This is a genomic window from Vibrio scophthalmi LMG 19158, assembly GCF_000222585.1.
Taxonomy (GTDB): Bacteria; Pseudomonadota; Gammaproteobacteria; order Enterobacterales; family Vibrionaceae; genus Vibrio; species Vibrio scophthalmi.
In genome coordinates this window covers 36,977-51,251 of sequence record NZ_AFWE01000218.1, presented here as the reverse complement: position 1 = coordinate 51,251, position 14,275 = coordinate 36,977, and the positions used below count along the sequence as shown (strand labels likewise).

Below are 14,275 nucleotides of genomic sequence, written 5' to 3'. Positions count from 1 at the left end.
CTCCATGTGGAAATATTTAGTTAGGATCGCGAGAATGCTTAAACCAAGCCTCGCAGCAGCGATGCCTATTCTACTGATTAGCCTATTCATTATTGTGAATATAGCAATTTGGTGGGCAGGTCCGTGGCTAGAATTTAAAGGGAATTTACCACTAGACACCGTGATGGAACGAGCGGTAGCCAGTTGTTTATTCTCGCTGGGCGCTTTGGCGATTTGGGGTATTTGGCAATGGAAAAACTTGCAAGGTTTTAAAGCTGAAAAACAGTATGAAGAACGGTTACGTCAAGATCCGATTAAAGCGTATGAGGATCGACAAGAGTTAGAGCTTAATCAGGTTATGGTGAACATGAAAGAAAGTTTACCACAACGTGATTATTTGTACGCTTTGCCTTGGTATCTTGTTCTCGGTCTCGAAAATGCGGGTAAAACCAGTTTGATTAACCGCAGCGGCCAGAATTATGTTTTCTCATCGGTGATGAGAGCTTCAGGTCAGAAAAGCGAAAATCCATATTCGTTCGATTGGTGGATTGGTGATGAATCGGTAATGATTGATCCTGATGGTGAATTACTGACTCAAGGAAATCATGCTGAAAATAATGATGGGGAGATGGAACGCCGATTATGGTTGCACTTTGTTCAATGGCTGGCGAGAACACGTAACCGTAGACCACTAAATGGCATCGTTCTAACGCTCGATGTTTCGCGTTTAGCCACCGCCACCGCCACCGAACGAAAAGCTTATGCCAATCTATTGCGCGCTCGTCTACGTGAATTAATGGAGACATTGTCAACTCGTCTTCCGGTCTATATAACATTGACTAAGCTTGACTTGTTGCAAGGATTTGAACCGTTCTTTAAGCACTATTCTCGTAGTCAACGTGAAGAGGTGTTGGGTTTTACCTTTTCACTTGATTCAGTCGATGACCTGGACAATTGGTTGCAAGAGTTTACGGCTGAATATAGCGACTTTATTACGCGTATCAATGATGTTCTGCCTCATGCCGTATCGGGGCCGATGACATTAGAAGATCGTAATGCGATCTATAGCTTTACGCGCCAAATCTCTGGCCTAAAAGAAATCCTCTGTAAGTTCTTAAGTGAGGCGCTTGCCAGTGATCAGTTTTCTACTTCTGCGTTGGTTCGTGGCGTCTATTTTACGTCGGTGTATCAACAAGGAGTACCGACGAACGCGTTTGATGATGCGGCCTCACGACGCTATGGGTTGGAGCACGCAATAAATAAGGCGCAACAAGCGAAAAACTCAACGGTTTACTTTACCAAAAAGCTATTTAATAACGTGATTTATCCTGAAGCTGGTTTGGCGTCAGATAATGTTCGGGTGACTAAGCATAATCGCCGTGTGATTGGTTTAACCGTGCTGACTTGCTCAATCGCGACGGTATTGCTGGTGGGTACTTGGCATCGCTACTACTTGAATAACATTGAACATTCGGACGCTGTGTTATCCAAAGTAAATGAATATAAAGGTGAGTTGGCTGCCAATATTAATTCAACCTCGCAACTCGAAATGCTAGAACCGCTCAATAAAATTCGTGAAGCAACATTAGAGTTTGGTTTCTTCCGTGATAAGCCCAAATACGTTTCAGATTTTGGTTTGTATCAAGGCCATACAATCGGGCCAATGGTAGAAGAGACTTACTTGAATTTATTGGAAAACCGATTTTTACCTTTGCTGATGGCCGATCTTGTTGTTGAGCTCAATCGAGCTAAAACGGACGAAGATAAGTTAGCGGTACTCCGAGTCTATCGGATGATGGTCGATAAAGGCGGCCGTTATAAAACCTATGTTTTGGATTACTTTACCCATTATTGGCAGCAAGAGTTTGCCGGCCAGCGTGATATTCAGACATCCTTAAAAGGACACCTAGAGTACGCAATGTTGCATACTGATTTGACCGCTGATCGCATTAATGGTAACCAAGATGCAGAGCGCGTTCTGCGCCCTTATGACAATGTTATTACGAAAGTGCAAACTGAGCTAAGTGCAATTCCTAATGATCAGCGTGTCTACCAAAACTTAAAGTTAAATTCGCAGATGGTACTTGGACCGTCAATCAACCTACGTAATCTTGTTGGACCCGTGTTTGGAGTAGTGTTTGAAGAACAAGTCATCAACAGCAGTGTCATTTATATTCCTCAAATGTTGACCAAAAAGGGATTTGAAGAGTACTTCATGCCAAAGTCAGAGGCTATCTCTGAGTTGGCATTGATTGATAGTTGGGTACTTGGGTTATCGAAGACCGCTGAATTTAGCGAGGCCGATAAAGTTGCGTTACGTGAAAAAGTGCGCAACCTATATGTTGCTGATTACACCAATACATGGCGTGTTGCTCTTAACGAGATAAACATTCGTTATTTCAATGATATCAATGACGCGAGTGCGGTTCTGGAGAATCTAACGGGTAACATAGAGCCGATTCAACGATTGTTACGTGTATTGGAAAGCAATACACAAATGTACACGCGTGTAGGCGCTGATGATGAGGCGCAACAAGCGTTGTTAAAGAGCTCTAAATATCGTGTAGCCGCGCAAATTGATGCACCGTTCTCCGAACTAAATAGCATGTTGAGTTCGGTGGGCGATGAACCGGCCTATATCAATGAAGTGATTGCCGCGGTAGAAGGACTACACAGCTATGTTAAAGCGATAAAAGAATCGCCAGATGTCGGGATGGCTGCTTTAGACGCGAGTAAAGCACGAGTTAAACTTGTCAATGCTGACCCAATATATACCGTCAAACGAGTTGCGTCAGGATTACCAGCGCCATTAAATACGATGCTTGAAAAACTGGCCGATGAAAGTTGGTATGTGGTGAAGCAAGAGGCGATCAAACACCTTGAAGTTCGTTGGCACAACGATGTTTATAAAGAGTATCAGCGTAAACTCGCGGGCCGTTATCCATTTAATCCGGCATCGAAAAAAGACAGTTCATTTATCGATTTTGAAGCATTTTTTGCACCCGATGGCACGCTTGATAGTTTTTATAACAGTCAGTTGAAGGTATTTGTCGAAGAAAACTCAGTATTTACCGACGAAGGATCGAACGGAAAATCAATTGTACGCAAAGAGGTTCTTGATCAACTAAAGCAGGCGAGACGAATTCAAGAGGCTTTCTTCAATCGAAAAGGGGTACTCGATGTCAGTTTCTCTGTTGAGCCATTACTGCTCAGTGGCGATAAACGTCGCAGTGTGCTCAATGTTGATGGGCAATACTTGTCCTATAATCATGGGCCAAGGGACAGTGTTGAGTTCATTTGGCCTAATACGTTCCGTGACTCAGCGGTGTCTAAAGTGACATTGGTGCCAAGCAAAAACAACATCTCACCTCGTAGTATTAATATCCGCGGGCCTTGGGCATTTTTCCGTCTACTCGAGCAAGGGGAGGTGGTAGGCGCAAGTGCAACATCCGTTGACTTTAAATTCTCAGTGGATGGTGGGCAGATGATTTATCGACTCAATTCGGAGGCGGATATCAATCCGTTTACCGAGCGACTGTTTAAGTCGTTTAAATTATCTAAAACGTTGTACTGAAATAAGGTCATCGAGTGATATGACGATCACTTGATGACTTACATCAATTAATGGGCAGCGACTGCGACATGCATGCAAATGGAAACGCCGCTGTCCTTTAAGGAGTAGCGGCGTTTGACGTTTGGCAATAATCGGGTCAGTAATACGCTATTCTTCGCCGCTATCAGTACTGTTCTCTTGCCTGTCGCAACCCTTGATCACTTGTGCAGGATCGAAGCATTCAGTTGGGTAAATCAAATCAGCGACACTTACAGGGTTTAAGCGCTTATCTGGTGCGATTTGGAAGCGCGTGGCGGTGATTTGATTAAACATCTGCCAGTGATTGAGTAGGCATTGATTGATGTCATCAGTTTCATCTGACCAAGTTTCACTTAAAAAAGGTGTTAGGCTGGCAGCCCCATGCGCATACATGATCATTTGCCACTTTATTTCCCATACTTTCACCGGCGTTTCCGGGAACGAATGGTTGTATTCTTCGGCCATATTATTCACCAGCGCTTCTAATTGGCCAGAACGGTCTATAAAGTAGTCAAATAAGGCATCTTCTTGACGCACGGCATCAGCGATGAGCTGTATTGGTTGTTTAAACATCAACATATGTGCGAGTAAACGAACTGAAAACAGATAAAGCCGTTCATTAGCGGGTGCTTGATTCGGTAGGTTATCGATGATGGTATGTAGATAACTACCCATAAACTTATGCAGTTCATCACTAATGGCATGCCAAATTTTTTCTTTACTGCCAAAGTGGTGGCGGATCAAACTGTGTGAAACGCCAGCTTGCTCACTGATATTGCGCAGCGACACTCTTTCATAGCCGAGTGTACAAAACATATCGGCCGCAACCATCATAATTTGTCGTTTGGTGTTCTCAGCGTCTTGTGCACTTCGACGCCCTTGTTTTCTTTCGGTCATTCGTAATTACCAACCCTAACTAACCGCGTACTTTTACCAGAAATTCTCTAAGATTTCATTAAGATTAGTTTATTGACCACGTGGAAAATAAACGTTGATCTCAAAATAAAATTAAATATACTGCACAACTGTGTAGTAAGGGTGAGTTCCCCATGAGTAACAAGCTGACTTCAGCTGTAAAAATGGCACTATATTTGTTCGATTCTTAGTCTAAGAAGAGGCGGGTAGTGAATGTTGTGCTTGTGTCTTACTGATTTGAAATGTTTATTTGGCTAGGTGGACTAGGCAACAAAGAGAGCCTTACATATAAAATGTGGGTTTGATCATTGTTTACGTCGTAGGTCACTACCACTCGAATCAATCCACTGCCAAGGAATAATTGATTTGTTTTTGCCAACCCAGCACATGTTGCTGGGTTTTTTGTACCTTTCACCCTGCCATTTATTTTTATGGTATTTCTTTTGGTTGCGACTTTCGTCGAATAGATATATTGCGATTAAAAATCCATTAAATATATGGATTTGCTGCTTTTGTTGATATTAATGTTATTTAAATGGTGCGACTAAAGTCTAAATCGAGCTTTATTGTTTATATTATTTATTTAATATTTCTATCAAATAGCGGTCATTTTGTAAGTTATTGATATTATTTAATGAAAACAAAATGGAAAATCATAAATCATTGGCTATTCAAGTGCTTGTAGAACAAATTACAAATCTGACATTTAAATAGTTATTGTAAATCAATGGCATAAATCAATTTAACAGTAATACAACATTTCATTCCTTATGGGATCTTCCTCAACTTTATGTAAATAATATTGCGATTTATTTGAAGTGTCATAATTCCGGATTAGTTTTAATTAATAGAACAAGTCGATGCATAGATATTGACTGGATGACAAATTCACCTGTTGAACTAATTAAATGTTTGATATTTGAAAATAGTTTTGTCTATTTACCTTGCTGTTAAGAATGGAGTCTATTGATGAAAAAGATCGCTTTGATCACAGGATCTAAAGGCGGAATTGGATCTGCTATTTCCTCACAACTGGTCGCTGATGGCTACCGTGTAATTGCGACTTATTACACGGGCAAGTTGGGATGTGCGCAAAAATGGTTTGCAGAAAAACACTTTACAGAAGATCAGGTACGTCTGTTTGAACTAGACGTGACCAATACTGCAGAGTGTGCCGACCGTCTTGCGACGTTGCTGACTGAAGAGGGAACGATTGACGTCGTGATCAATAACGCAGGCATTACACGCGATGGCGTGTTTAAAAAAATGACCGCGGATGCTTGGAAAGAAGTTATCGAGACTAACCTAAATAGTGTTTTCAATGTTACTCAACCTCTGTTTGCCGCAATGTGTGAAAAGGGTGGTGGGCGTGTTGTGAATATCTCTTCGGTTAACGGAATCAAAGGTCAGTTCGGCCAAACTAACTACAGTGCAGCGAAGGCCGGCATGATCGGTTTCAGTAAAGCGCTTGCTGCCGAAGGTGCTCGTAGTGGCGTGACGGTTAATGTTGTCGCACCTGGTTACACGATGACACCTATGGTTGAAATGATGAAGCCTGAGGCGCTGGAGTTTATCAAGAACCAAATCCCAATGAGTCGTTTGGCTGAGCCTGAGGAGATTGCTCAAGCCGTTAGCTTCCTTGTTAGTGACGCAGGTGCCTATATCACAGGGGAAACCTTGTCGGTAAATGGCGGCTTGCATATGCAATAACAAGGAGTATTGATAATGGAAAAAGTCTATATCGTTGCGGCAAAACGTACCGCAATTGGCTCTTTCGGTGGGGCGCTAAAAAACACAGATGCGGGAAATCTTGCAGCAGTAGCGATTAAAGCAGCACTGGAACAGAGCCAGATTAATAATGAATTCATCGATGAAGTTATCGTCGGTAACGTTATTGGTGCAGGCCAGGGCATGAGTGTTGGTCGCCAAGCCGCTATGTTTGCAGGCATTCCTGAAACGACACCTGCATACACCCTAAACATGGTGTGTGGGAGTGGCATGAAAACCGTGATGGATGCGATCAGCCATATTCGCTCTGGGGATGGTGACATCATCGTCGCCGCTGGAGTTGAAGTGATGTCTCAAATCCCATTCATCGTGCCAAGCCAAATCCGAGATGGTCATAAGATGGGAAATATGGCTCTGACGGATTTGCTTATTAACGATGGCCTCACGGATGTGTTTAATCAATACCATATGGGTGTGACGGCAGAAAATGTCGCCAAAGAAGTCGGTATTACGCGTGAGCAGCAAGATCAATATGCCTTGGCCAGTCAGATGAAGGCGGTTGCGGCGATTGAAGGTGGGAACTTTAAAGCAGAGATCGCACCGGTTGAAGTCAAGGTTCGTCGTGAGACGCTAGTATTCGATACTGATGAATATCCGAAAGCAAACGCGACGCTAGAGAGTTTACAAAAACTCAGACCTGCTTTTGATAAAGAAGGTTCGGTTACGGCAGGCAATGCGTCGGGTCTTAATGATGGTGCGAGTGCAGTGATTCTTGCGAGTGAAAGTGCTGTTAAGCAACACAACCTAAAGCCTCTTGCAGAAGTCGTGAGCTATGCTCAAGCTGGCTTAGATCCGAAAATTATGGGCTTAGGCCCTGTTCCGGCAGTCACAAAAGCTCTTACCAAAGCAGAGTTAGCGACAGATGACATTGATTGCTATGAATTGAACGAAGCCTTTGCTGCGCAAGCGTTGGGGGTTATTCATCGCCTTGCCGAAGAGCATAACGTCCCGGTCAACAGCATCCTTGACAAAGCAAATCCTAATGGTGGCGCTATTGCGCTTGGTCATCCTTTGGGGGCATCGGGCAATCGAATTTTAGTATCACTGATTCATGAATTAAATCGAAGTAACGGCCAGTATGGCGTTGCATCTCTATGTGTTGGCGGAGGTATGGGTACCGCTGTCATCGTTAAATCAATCAAATGGAATTAATATCAATCACTTAGGAGTGTTAGTCATGTATACAGACTTTTTCAAAAACTTTAGCGATCAAACTGAAAAAACCCTAGAGCCGTACGTAAAATTCAATAAGCTTGTCACTAAGAATGTGGAAGTTCTTACGGAGCTTCAACTGAATGCTATTCGCACTTACAGCGAAATGGGCCTAACGCAGATGAAAGCAGCGGGTGAAGTAAGAGATGTGACGTCTCTAACGGCATTCAATAGCCAGCAGCTTAATGTATTATCTAAGCTCTCTCAGCAAATGACTAATGACAGCACTAAGCTTCAATCAATTGCTCAAGAGTTTAAAGATGATGTTGAGCAACTCACTTCGGAAAACCTTAAGACAGTGACTCCAGCATAACCACTGACTTTGCCGCCTTATCGATTAAGGCGGCTTTTTCCGATCATAGGAGTTGCATTATGTTTCAACACTTCTTTTCGGACTACCTTGTGAAGCTCCAGGAATCCAATCAACAGTGGTGGAAAGATCTCGAACTAAACAGGGCGTCCGCAAATACGCCGCTTAATAAAGCCATGCAAGAAGTTAACTTCGAAGACACGGCAAAATTGTTAGAAAATGCTGCAAATCAACCGACGGTTTTGCTCGAAATTCAAGCGAAATGGTGGAAGCAGCAGCTTGAAATCTGGCAAAGTGTGGCGTTGACTGGCAACACGGAATCTATCGTGGCGGCAGAGAAAGGCGACAAGCGCTTCAGTAGTGAAAGTTGGCAAAATGAGTTGGTTTTCAACTTCATTAAACAGTCATATCTACTGTTCAGCAAAACATATTTAGAAACCATCGATAGCGTCGAAGGCGTGGATGAAAAAGCCAAAGAACGTCTAACGTTCTTTTCCAGACAAGCCCTCAATGCAATGTCACCGAGCAATTTCATCGCGACCAATCCTGACCTACTTAAACTGACAATTGAACAAAACGGCGAAAATCTGCTTGCTGGCTTGGATCAATTTAAGCATGACTTAGACTCGAGTGCAGACATATTGAAGGTCCGTATGACCAACAATAACGCTTTCCGTCTTGGTGATGATGTAGCCAACACTCAAGGGGATGTCGTTTATCGAAATGATCTTTTTGAGCTAATCCAGTACCGTCCACTGACTAAACAAGTGCATGCGACACCGCTCCTCATCGTTCCTCCTTTCGTGAATAAATACTACATCCTAGATCTCCGTGAAAAGAACTCAATGGTTCGTTGGCTCTTAGAGCAGGGGCATAGTGTATTTATGATCTCGTGGCGTAACCCAGGGCAAGCACAACATAAAGTTGAGTTTGGTGATTACGTAACAGAAGGGGTCGCTAAAGCCGTATCAGCGATCGAGGATATTACGGGGCAATCGCAAATTAACGCAGCTGGTTATTGTATTGGTGGCACGGTACTCGCGTCGACCATTGCTTACTACGCCGCGAAGCGAATGAAAAAACGTATTAAGAGTGCCAGCTTCTTTACTACGTTACTTGATTTTGCTCAGCCTGGAGAAGTTGGCGCATACATTAATGAGTCAGTAATTAACGCAATTGAAGTTCAGAATAACGCGAAAGGCTATATGGATGGACGTTCATTGAGCGTAACGTTCAGCTTACTTCGTGAGAACAGTCTGTACTGGAATTACTACGTTGACAACTATCTAAAAGGGGTCAGTCCGGTAGATTTTGATTTGTTGTACTGGAATAGCGATAGCACCAATGTTGCCGCGCCAACACACAACTTTATGTTGCGTGAACTTTATCTTGAAAACAAGCTGGTTCAAGACAAAGGGGTCAAGATTGGTGGTGTGTGGATTGATTTGGATAAGATCAAAATCCCAAGCTATTTTATTTCAGCAAAAGAAGATCATATTGCTCTTTGGCAAGGGACATACCGTGGTGCGCTCAATGTGGGCGGTAACAAAACTTTCGTTCTTGGTGAGTCTGGACACATTGCAGGAATCGTCAACCATCCGGCCAAAAACAAGTATGGTTACTGGACGAATGATAGCCTTGATGAGAACGCAGAAGAGTGGCTGGCTAATGCCGATCATCATGAAGGTTCTTGGTGGAATCATTGGCATGAATGGCTATTAGGTTTTAATCCTGACGAACAGGTAGAGCCTTATCCGCAAGGGAATGAACAATTCCCGGCGATAGAAAAAGCCCCGGGCCAGTATGTAAAACAAGTGTTGCCGATTGAGCAGGAAGAAATGGCCTAATCGGCACGGTTGTTGATAAACGATCGTCAACATCTATGTTTGATCTTAAAGGGGCTTCGTGCCCCTTTTCTTATTGGAATTCTTTCGTTTTCGGTAACTTGTACTTCAAATTAACTCTCTTTTGAAGGAGAAGAGCGATATTTAATAAATCGACTTAGAAGCAAAATTAGTCACCAAATAACCAATAGTCGTGGACGATAATTTAAGCCATCTCTCATTTTGCGCTGTTGGGCGGCAAATTCCAAACTTAACAATGGCTTTCATTTGCTTAACGCTTGATAGTAACCAATACGTGTAGGACGGTTAGTTGTTTAGTTCATCGTTTAGTCGGCATCATCGTCGCAATTACGATGACGACTTAGTGTGGTATAGGGAGTTATTTCACTTGGTCTTGTTTAATGAAGTATCATCTAGGCTATTTAGTTACTGTGAAAAATCAATAAAGTGGATTCTTGCTCTGGTCAGTCTGTCATTACTTAATGGATGTTTGGGTATGCCAGATACGGTTAAGCCGGTTGATGACTTTGATCTCAATCGCTATTTAGGGACTTGGTATGAGATCGCACGTCTTGATCATTCCTTTGAAGAAGGGCTTGAGCAGGTTTCAGCAGACTATCTTAAGCTACCCAATGGCGGAATATCGGTAAGAAATCGTGGTTATGATCCTGATGAGCGCGAATGGGTCGAAGCTAGCGGTCAGGCATTTTTTGTTAATCAAGATGATCAAGGCTACTTACAAGTTTCCTTCTTTGGGCCTTTTTATAGCTCTTACGTCATTTTTGAACTGGATAAAGATGGCTATCAGTATGCGTTTGTTTCAGGCCCAAGTTATGACTATCTTTGGCTGCTCTCTCGAACGCCAACGGTTAGTGAAGAGTTAAAGAATCAATTCCGTCATAAAGCACACGCATTGGGCTTTGATACAGACGAGTTAATTTTTGTAAAACAAGATCAATAAGTAACACAATAAGTGGAGTCATCAGGCCGGAGAGTGCTGATGAGTTATGTGTTTAATCAATAAAAGCATAATCAGTAAAAGCATAGCTATAGAATACTAGCGTATTCAATTGAATGAGATGCATGACTCAAGCTGCTCTTTATCCGATGTATTTTACCAATCAACGAAAGTCATGAGGAACCAATGCGGCAGATATTCGGCTTGACGTTATTATCCACTCTTAGTGTGGCCTTTAGTCATACTATTTCGGCCCAAGTTGCATGTCAGCATGAGTTCCGCGAGTTAACTCGATTAGTTGAAGAGAATTATGCAGGTTATGCCGACGTCGCTCGTCAAGATGTCGAGCTAGCACAGGAAAGAACACGAGAAAGAATTCAATATAACCCGGCGATAGATTGTTTTGCTGAACTGTCCAATTGGCTGACTATTTTTGCTGATCCACACTTAGAAATTCTACCCATTGAATCTGCTGAGCAACACCGAGACAAAAAAATCGCGATGACAGAAATAAAGGCCGCTCAAGCGAGTATTGATTGGTTGTCCTCTGACGTCGCACATGTCCGTTTACCGATGTTTGACGATTCCGCCCAGCAGAGCCTATCTGAATTTATCCACCGAAATCGGCAGCAGTTGCACGCGGCGGAAGGGATGATCATTGATGTTCGTGGTAATCAAGGTGAGAGTTTTATTGCGATGCGTCAATGGTTGGCGTTAATTGGTTCCGAAGAATACCTCTCGCGCTGGCATGTTTTGGCATCACCTGCTAACAAAACACATTATCAACAACGCTTAGAACAAGTAGACTCCGTGCAGTTACCTAAGGTCAATGCGATGTATACTAAGCTGCTCAATCAAATGGACGCATATCCAAATACATGGATAGAGTATTTATGGCCAACGGTAAACAGTGACCTCATCCTACCGAATTTACACACCATCTATTTGTTAATTGATGATGAAGTGGCGAATGCCGCAGAAGAGTTCGTGATTGCCGCCCGTTCAAACTCTCACGTCACAGTGATGGGCACTCATACTAAAGGTGCGCTTGATTATGGAGAGGCGGTAACTTATCCGATAGGAGTGGGGGACGGGTATCAAGTTTTGATCCCGAGTCAGAAGCGAGTGTGGTATCAGTATGGGCCAATTGATAACTCTGGATTAGCCCCGGATGTATTTGTTCGTATGGAGGGAAAATCGTTGGTTTCTCACGCTTATCTTACGCTTAAACGCAGCATGATGCCTTAGTTAGATTCGTTATCTTCGGTTCGTCTTGTATGCCTTCTATATTCATGTCAAATACGCTTCATTAGAAGTGTTAATCTTATTTTCACTCAGTTCATCGTTGTCGTTCTTCCTGATCGTGCTTTATATCTGTGCCGTTAGTTATGTTACGTGAGTTGTATAGCGGTCATTATGCTTCAGTCACGATACGGTAGTCATTACGGAAAAGACATGACAAATCGCCAGTTCTCCCCGTAGTATATTTATATTAGCAATTGCTTATTTTGGTTTGACTTAACATCTTATATAAGTATTATCTAATGTATCAGTTTAAAAATTAAGCAAAGGATTGACTGTGATGTACGAAGTACCTTGGTTATCGTTATTCGGAGGCATGCTATTGGGTATATCTGCAGTGTTGCTGTTGTTAATTAATGGCAAAGTCGCGGGTATTAGCGGCATTCTCAATGGTGTTGTGAGTCCAAATGCAGGAGAGCGTGCATGGCGTATCCTCTTCTTAGCCGGCATGATGATTGGTGGAGTTGTTGCGCTGAACTGGCTTGGTGTCGCTAGACCCGCATTAGCAAATACCGGACTATGGCTTTATGCCATCGCGGGCTTGTTGGTTGGTATTGGGACCTTCGTCGGAAATGGTTGCACCAGCGGTCACGGTATTTGTGGAATTGGCCGTTTATCGAAGCGTTCGATTGTTGCTACTAGCGTTTTTATGATCGTTGCGGCTTTGACGGTCTATGTTCGTCTGCATGTATTGTGATGAGGTAATGATGAATAGATCAGTTGCGATGACCGCTCCATTGTTAAGTGGCTTACTCTTTGGTTTGGGTATGGCATTGTCTGGCATGATTGACCCGGCAAAAGTGATTGCATTCCTTGATATTACTGGTCAGTGGGATCCAAGCTTAGCTTTTGTTATGGGTGGAGCTCTCTTGGTGTTTTTACCGAGTTACTTTCTGTTGATCAAACCACGAAAAGAAAGTTTAAGTGGTGACTTATACTGTTTACCTGTCAATAAAGATATTGATTGGAAACTGCTTACAGGCGCTGCGATTTTTGGTCTTGGCTGGGGGATTGCCGGCATCTGTCCTGGGCCTGCTGTTGCCAGTCTATTCTACGGCAATGCTGCGATCCCACTGTTTTTGATATCGATGTTCGTTGGTTCTCAGTTAGCCAAACGTTATTTCGTTAAATCTACACATAGTGGTTAACCCCTTGCTGCTGAGCGCAGTGAATAGCCTAGTGACTATTCACTGCGCTCAATGTTATTGATAATGGGCAATGATCGCTAAGTTGATATCGCAAAATGTCATCGCGAGCAAATAAATCCTGCTTAGCACTATCAATGACAAAGTGGTGGCTAACCACGATGTGATCGATAAGCGAGCGGAATTGATGGGTACGACTCGGCTTGTTGCGACTGCGAACAATACAATCTGCATTGACGTTGCGCGTAGAAAGGTGTGCTTGGGAATACCGAGCTATCTCTTTCCATAACCAATCGTTAGGGTAGGCGAGATTATGGTTGAAATCGCCACTGATAATATAGGGCTGCTTTCTTTGTTCACGTTGCAGAATCCAACGGTTTAACTCTACGCCCTGTTGTTTCAGCGTCTTGCAGTTGTCGTTTGACTTATACTGACCGCTGCACCGTGCTTTTAGATGAAGACTTAGCAGATGAACGGGTTGCTTGAAGCGATCGTGTAGAACGATGTAACTGGCGAATCTAAGCTTATCTCGACGCTTGTCACCCAACAGAGAAAAGTCACTCGGATCGGAAACCGAAAGTCCATTCTTTACCGCAAATCCAGTGTATTGGTTGATATCGTTAAACTGTAAGTGCTGGTTCTTAGCATCGCTTCGATCCGACAAATAGATCGTATAGTTCTCTCCCACGACGCGCTGGATTGCTGCTTTACTCGAAACCTCTTGAAATGCAAGGATTGGAGTGTCGATCTGACGGAAATAGTAAGACATTTTGCTAAAATCAGCGTTTGATCGCAATGATGGTTTGAAACGCTTATTTCCCTTGATATCTAGCCACTCCATGTTCCATGTCGAAATTTTAATCTCTTGTTGCGCTAGTGTTGGTTGTGCGTATAAAACCACTACATATAGCAAAATGTGACATTTCACAGCACAATTCATTAAAGATTTCTCATAAAATTTTAGCCAAGCCATATCCGACAAGCCCTCGCAAAAAATCAAGTTTAAAAGCGAAAAAAATGCAATTTTCACGCTTTTCTTTGTATCTGAGATCTATGCCATTAAGATCGATTTGTTATTGCTCTCTAACTTATATTTATTGATCTAAATCAATACTTTTGACTCGTGGTTTGAGTTTAATACGGCACAACATATAGTGTCAGCCGAACAATAATTAGCCCTATATAGTGTATTTGTGGATAACTCTGTGAGTATGCTGGGTAAGGAGATAA

The 14,275-nt window shown here is 42.9% G+C and carries 11 protein-coding genes; 9 read left to right on the top strand and 2 right to left on the bottom strand.

From position 1 onward, the window contains the following. The first annotated feature begins 4 nt into the window (after positions 1 to 4). Positions 5 to 3,553: a type VI secretion system membrane subunit TssM gene (tssM, locus tag RH88_RS19945; RefSeq protein ID WP_040758044.1), complete on the top strand. Its 3,549-nt coding sequence runs from the start codon at positions 5 to 7 to the stop codon at positions 3,551 to 3,553. A gap of 147 nt (positions 3,554 to 3,700) precedes the next feature. Here the strand turns inward: tssM and RH88_RS19940 are convergent, their stop codons facing one another. Further along, positions 3,701 to 4,468, bottom strand: coding sequence for a TetR/AcrR family transcriptional regulator (locus RH88_RS19940; protein ID WP_005599428.1), 768 nt, complete (start codon positions 4,466 to 4,468; stop codon positions 3,701 to 3,703). A 987-nt stretch (positions 4,469 to 5,455) separates the two neighbouring features. Here RH88_RS19940 and RH88_RS19935 point away from each other — a divergent pair. From RH88_RS19935 to RH88_RS19900, 8 genes are all read left to right on the top strand, one after another. After that, the gene (locus RH88_RS19935; protein ID WP_005599427.1) at positions 5,456 to 6,196 is read left to right on the top strand and encodes an SDR family oxidoreductase; all 741 of its coding nucleotides are present in this window, start codon (positions 5,456 to 5,458) and stop codon (positions 6,194 to 6,196) included. A gap of 15 nt (positions 6,197 to 6,211) precedes the next feature. Next, positions 6,212 to 7,426 (top strand): acetyl-CoA C-acetyltransferase, encoded by a 1,215-nt coding sequence (locus tag RH88_RS19930; RefSeq protein ID WP_005599426.1) that lies wholly within the window; start codon positions 6,212 to 6,214, stop codon positions 7,424 to 7,426. Positions 7,427 to 7,451: 25 nt separating this feature from the next. Next, a complete protein-coding gene (locus RH88_RS19925; protein ID WP_005599424.1) occupies positions 7,452 to 7,799 on the top strand; it encodes a phasin family protein in 348 nt (115 codons plus the stop codon). A 59-nt stretch (positions 7,800 to 7,858) separates the two neighbouring features. Next, complete coding sequence (phaC, locus tag RH88_RS19920; RefSeq protein WP_005599423.1) at positions 7,859 to 9,643, top strand: class I poly(R)-hydroxyalkanoic acid synthase; 1,785 nt, start codon at positions 7,859 to 7,861, stop codon at positions 9,641 to 9,643. Between the two features lie 439 nt (positions 9,644 to 10,082). Further along, positions 10,083 to 10,601: a lipocalin family protein gene (locus RH88_RS19915; protein WP_174269674.1), complete on the top strand. Its 519-nt coding sequence runs from the start codon at positions 10,083 to 10,085 to the stop codon at positions 10,599 to 10,601. Positions 10,602 to 10,784: 183 nt separating this feature from the next. Beyond that, complete coding sequence (locus RH88_RS19910) at positions 10,785 to 11,846, top strand: S41 family peptidase (protein ID WP_005599418.1); 1,062 nt, start codon at positions 10,785 to 10,787, stop codon at positions 11,844 to 11,846. Between the two features lie 334 nt (positions 11,847 to 12,180). Further along, positions 12,181 to 12,597, top strand: a complete 417-nt coding sequence (locus tag RH88_RS19905; protein ID WP_005599417.1) for a YeeE/YedE family protein — start codon at positions 12,181 to 12,183, stop codon at positions 12,595 to 12,597. 10 nt (positions 12,598 to 12,607) lie between these two features. Continuing rightward, positions 12,608 to 13,048 carry a YeeE/YedE family protein gene (locus RH88_RS19900; protein WP_005599416.1) on the top strand — a complete coding sequence of 147 codons (441 nt, stop codon included), beginning with the start codon at positions 12,608 to 12,610 and terminating at the stop codon, positions 13,046 to 13,048. A 28-nt stretch (positions 13,049 to 13,076) separates the two neighbouring features. On the opposite strand, the gene RH88_RS19895 is transcribed toward RH88_RS19900, so the two are convergent. Next, on the bottom strand, positions 13,077 to 14,075 hold the full coding sequence (locus RH88_RS19895) for an endonuclease/exonuclease/phosphatase family protein (protein ID WP_005599415.1): 999 nt from the start codon (positions 14,073 to 14,075) through the stop codon (positions 13,077 to 13,079). Positions 14,076 to 14,275: the final 200 nt, after the last annotated feature.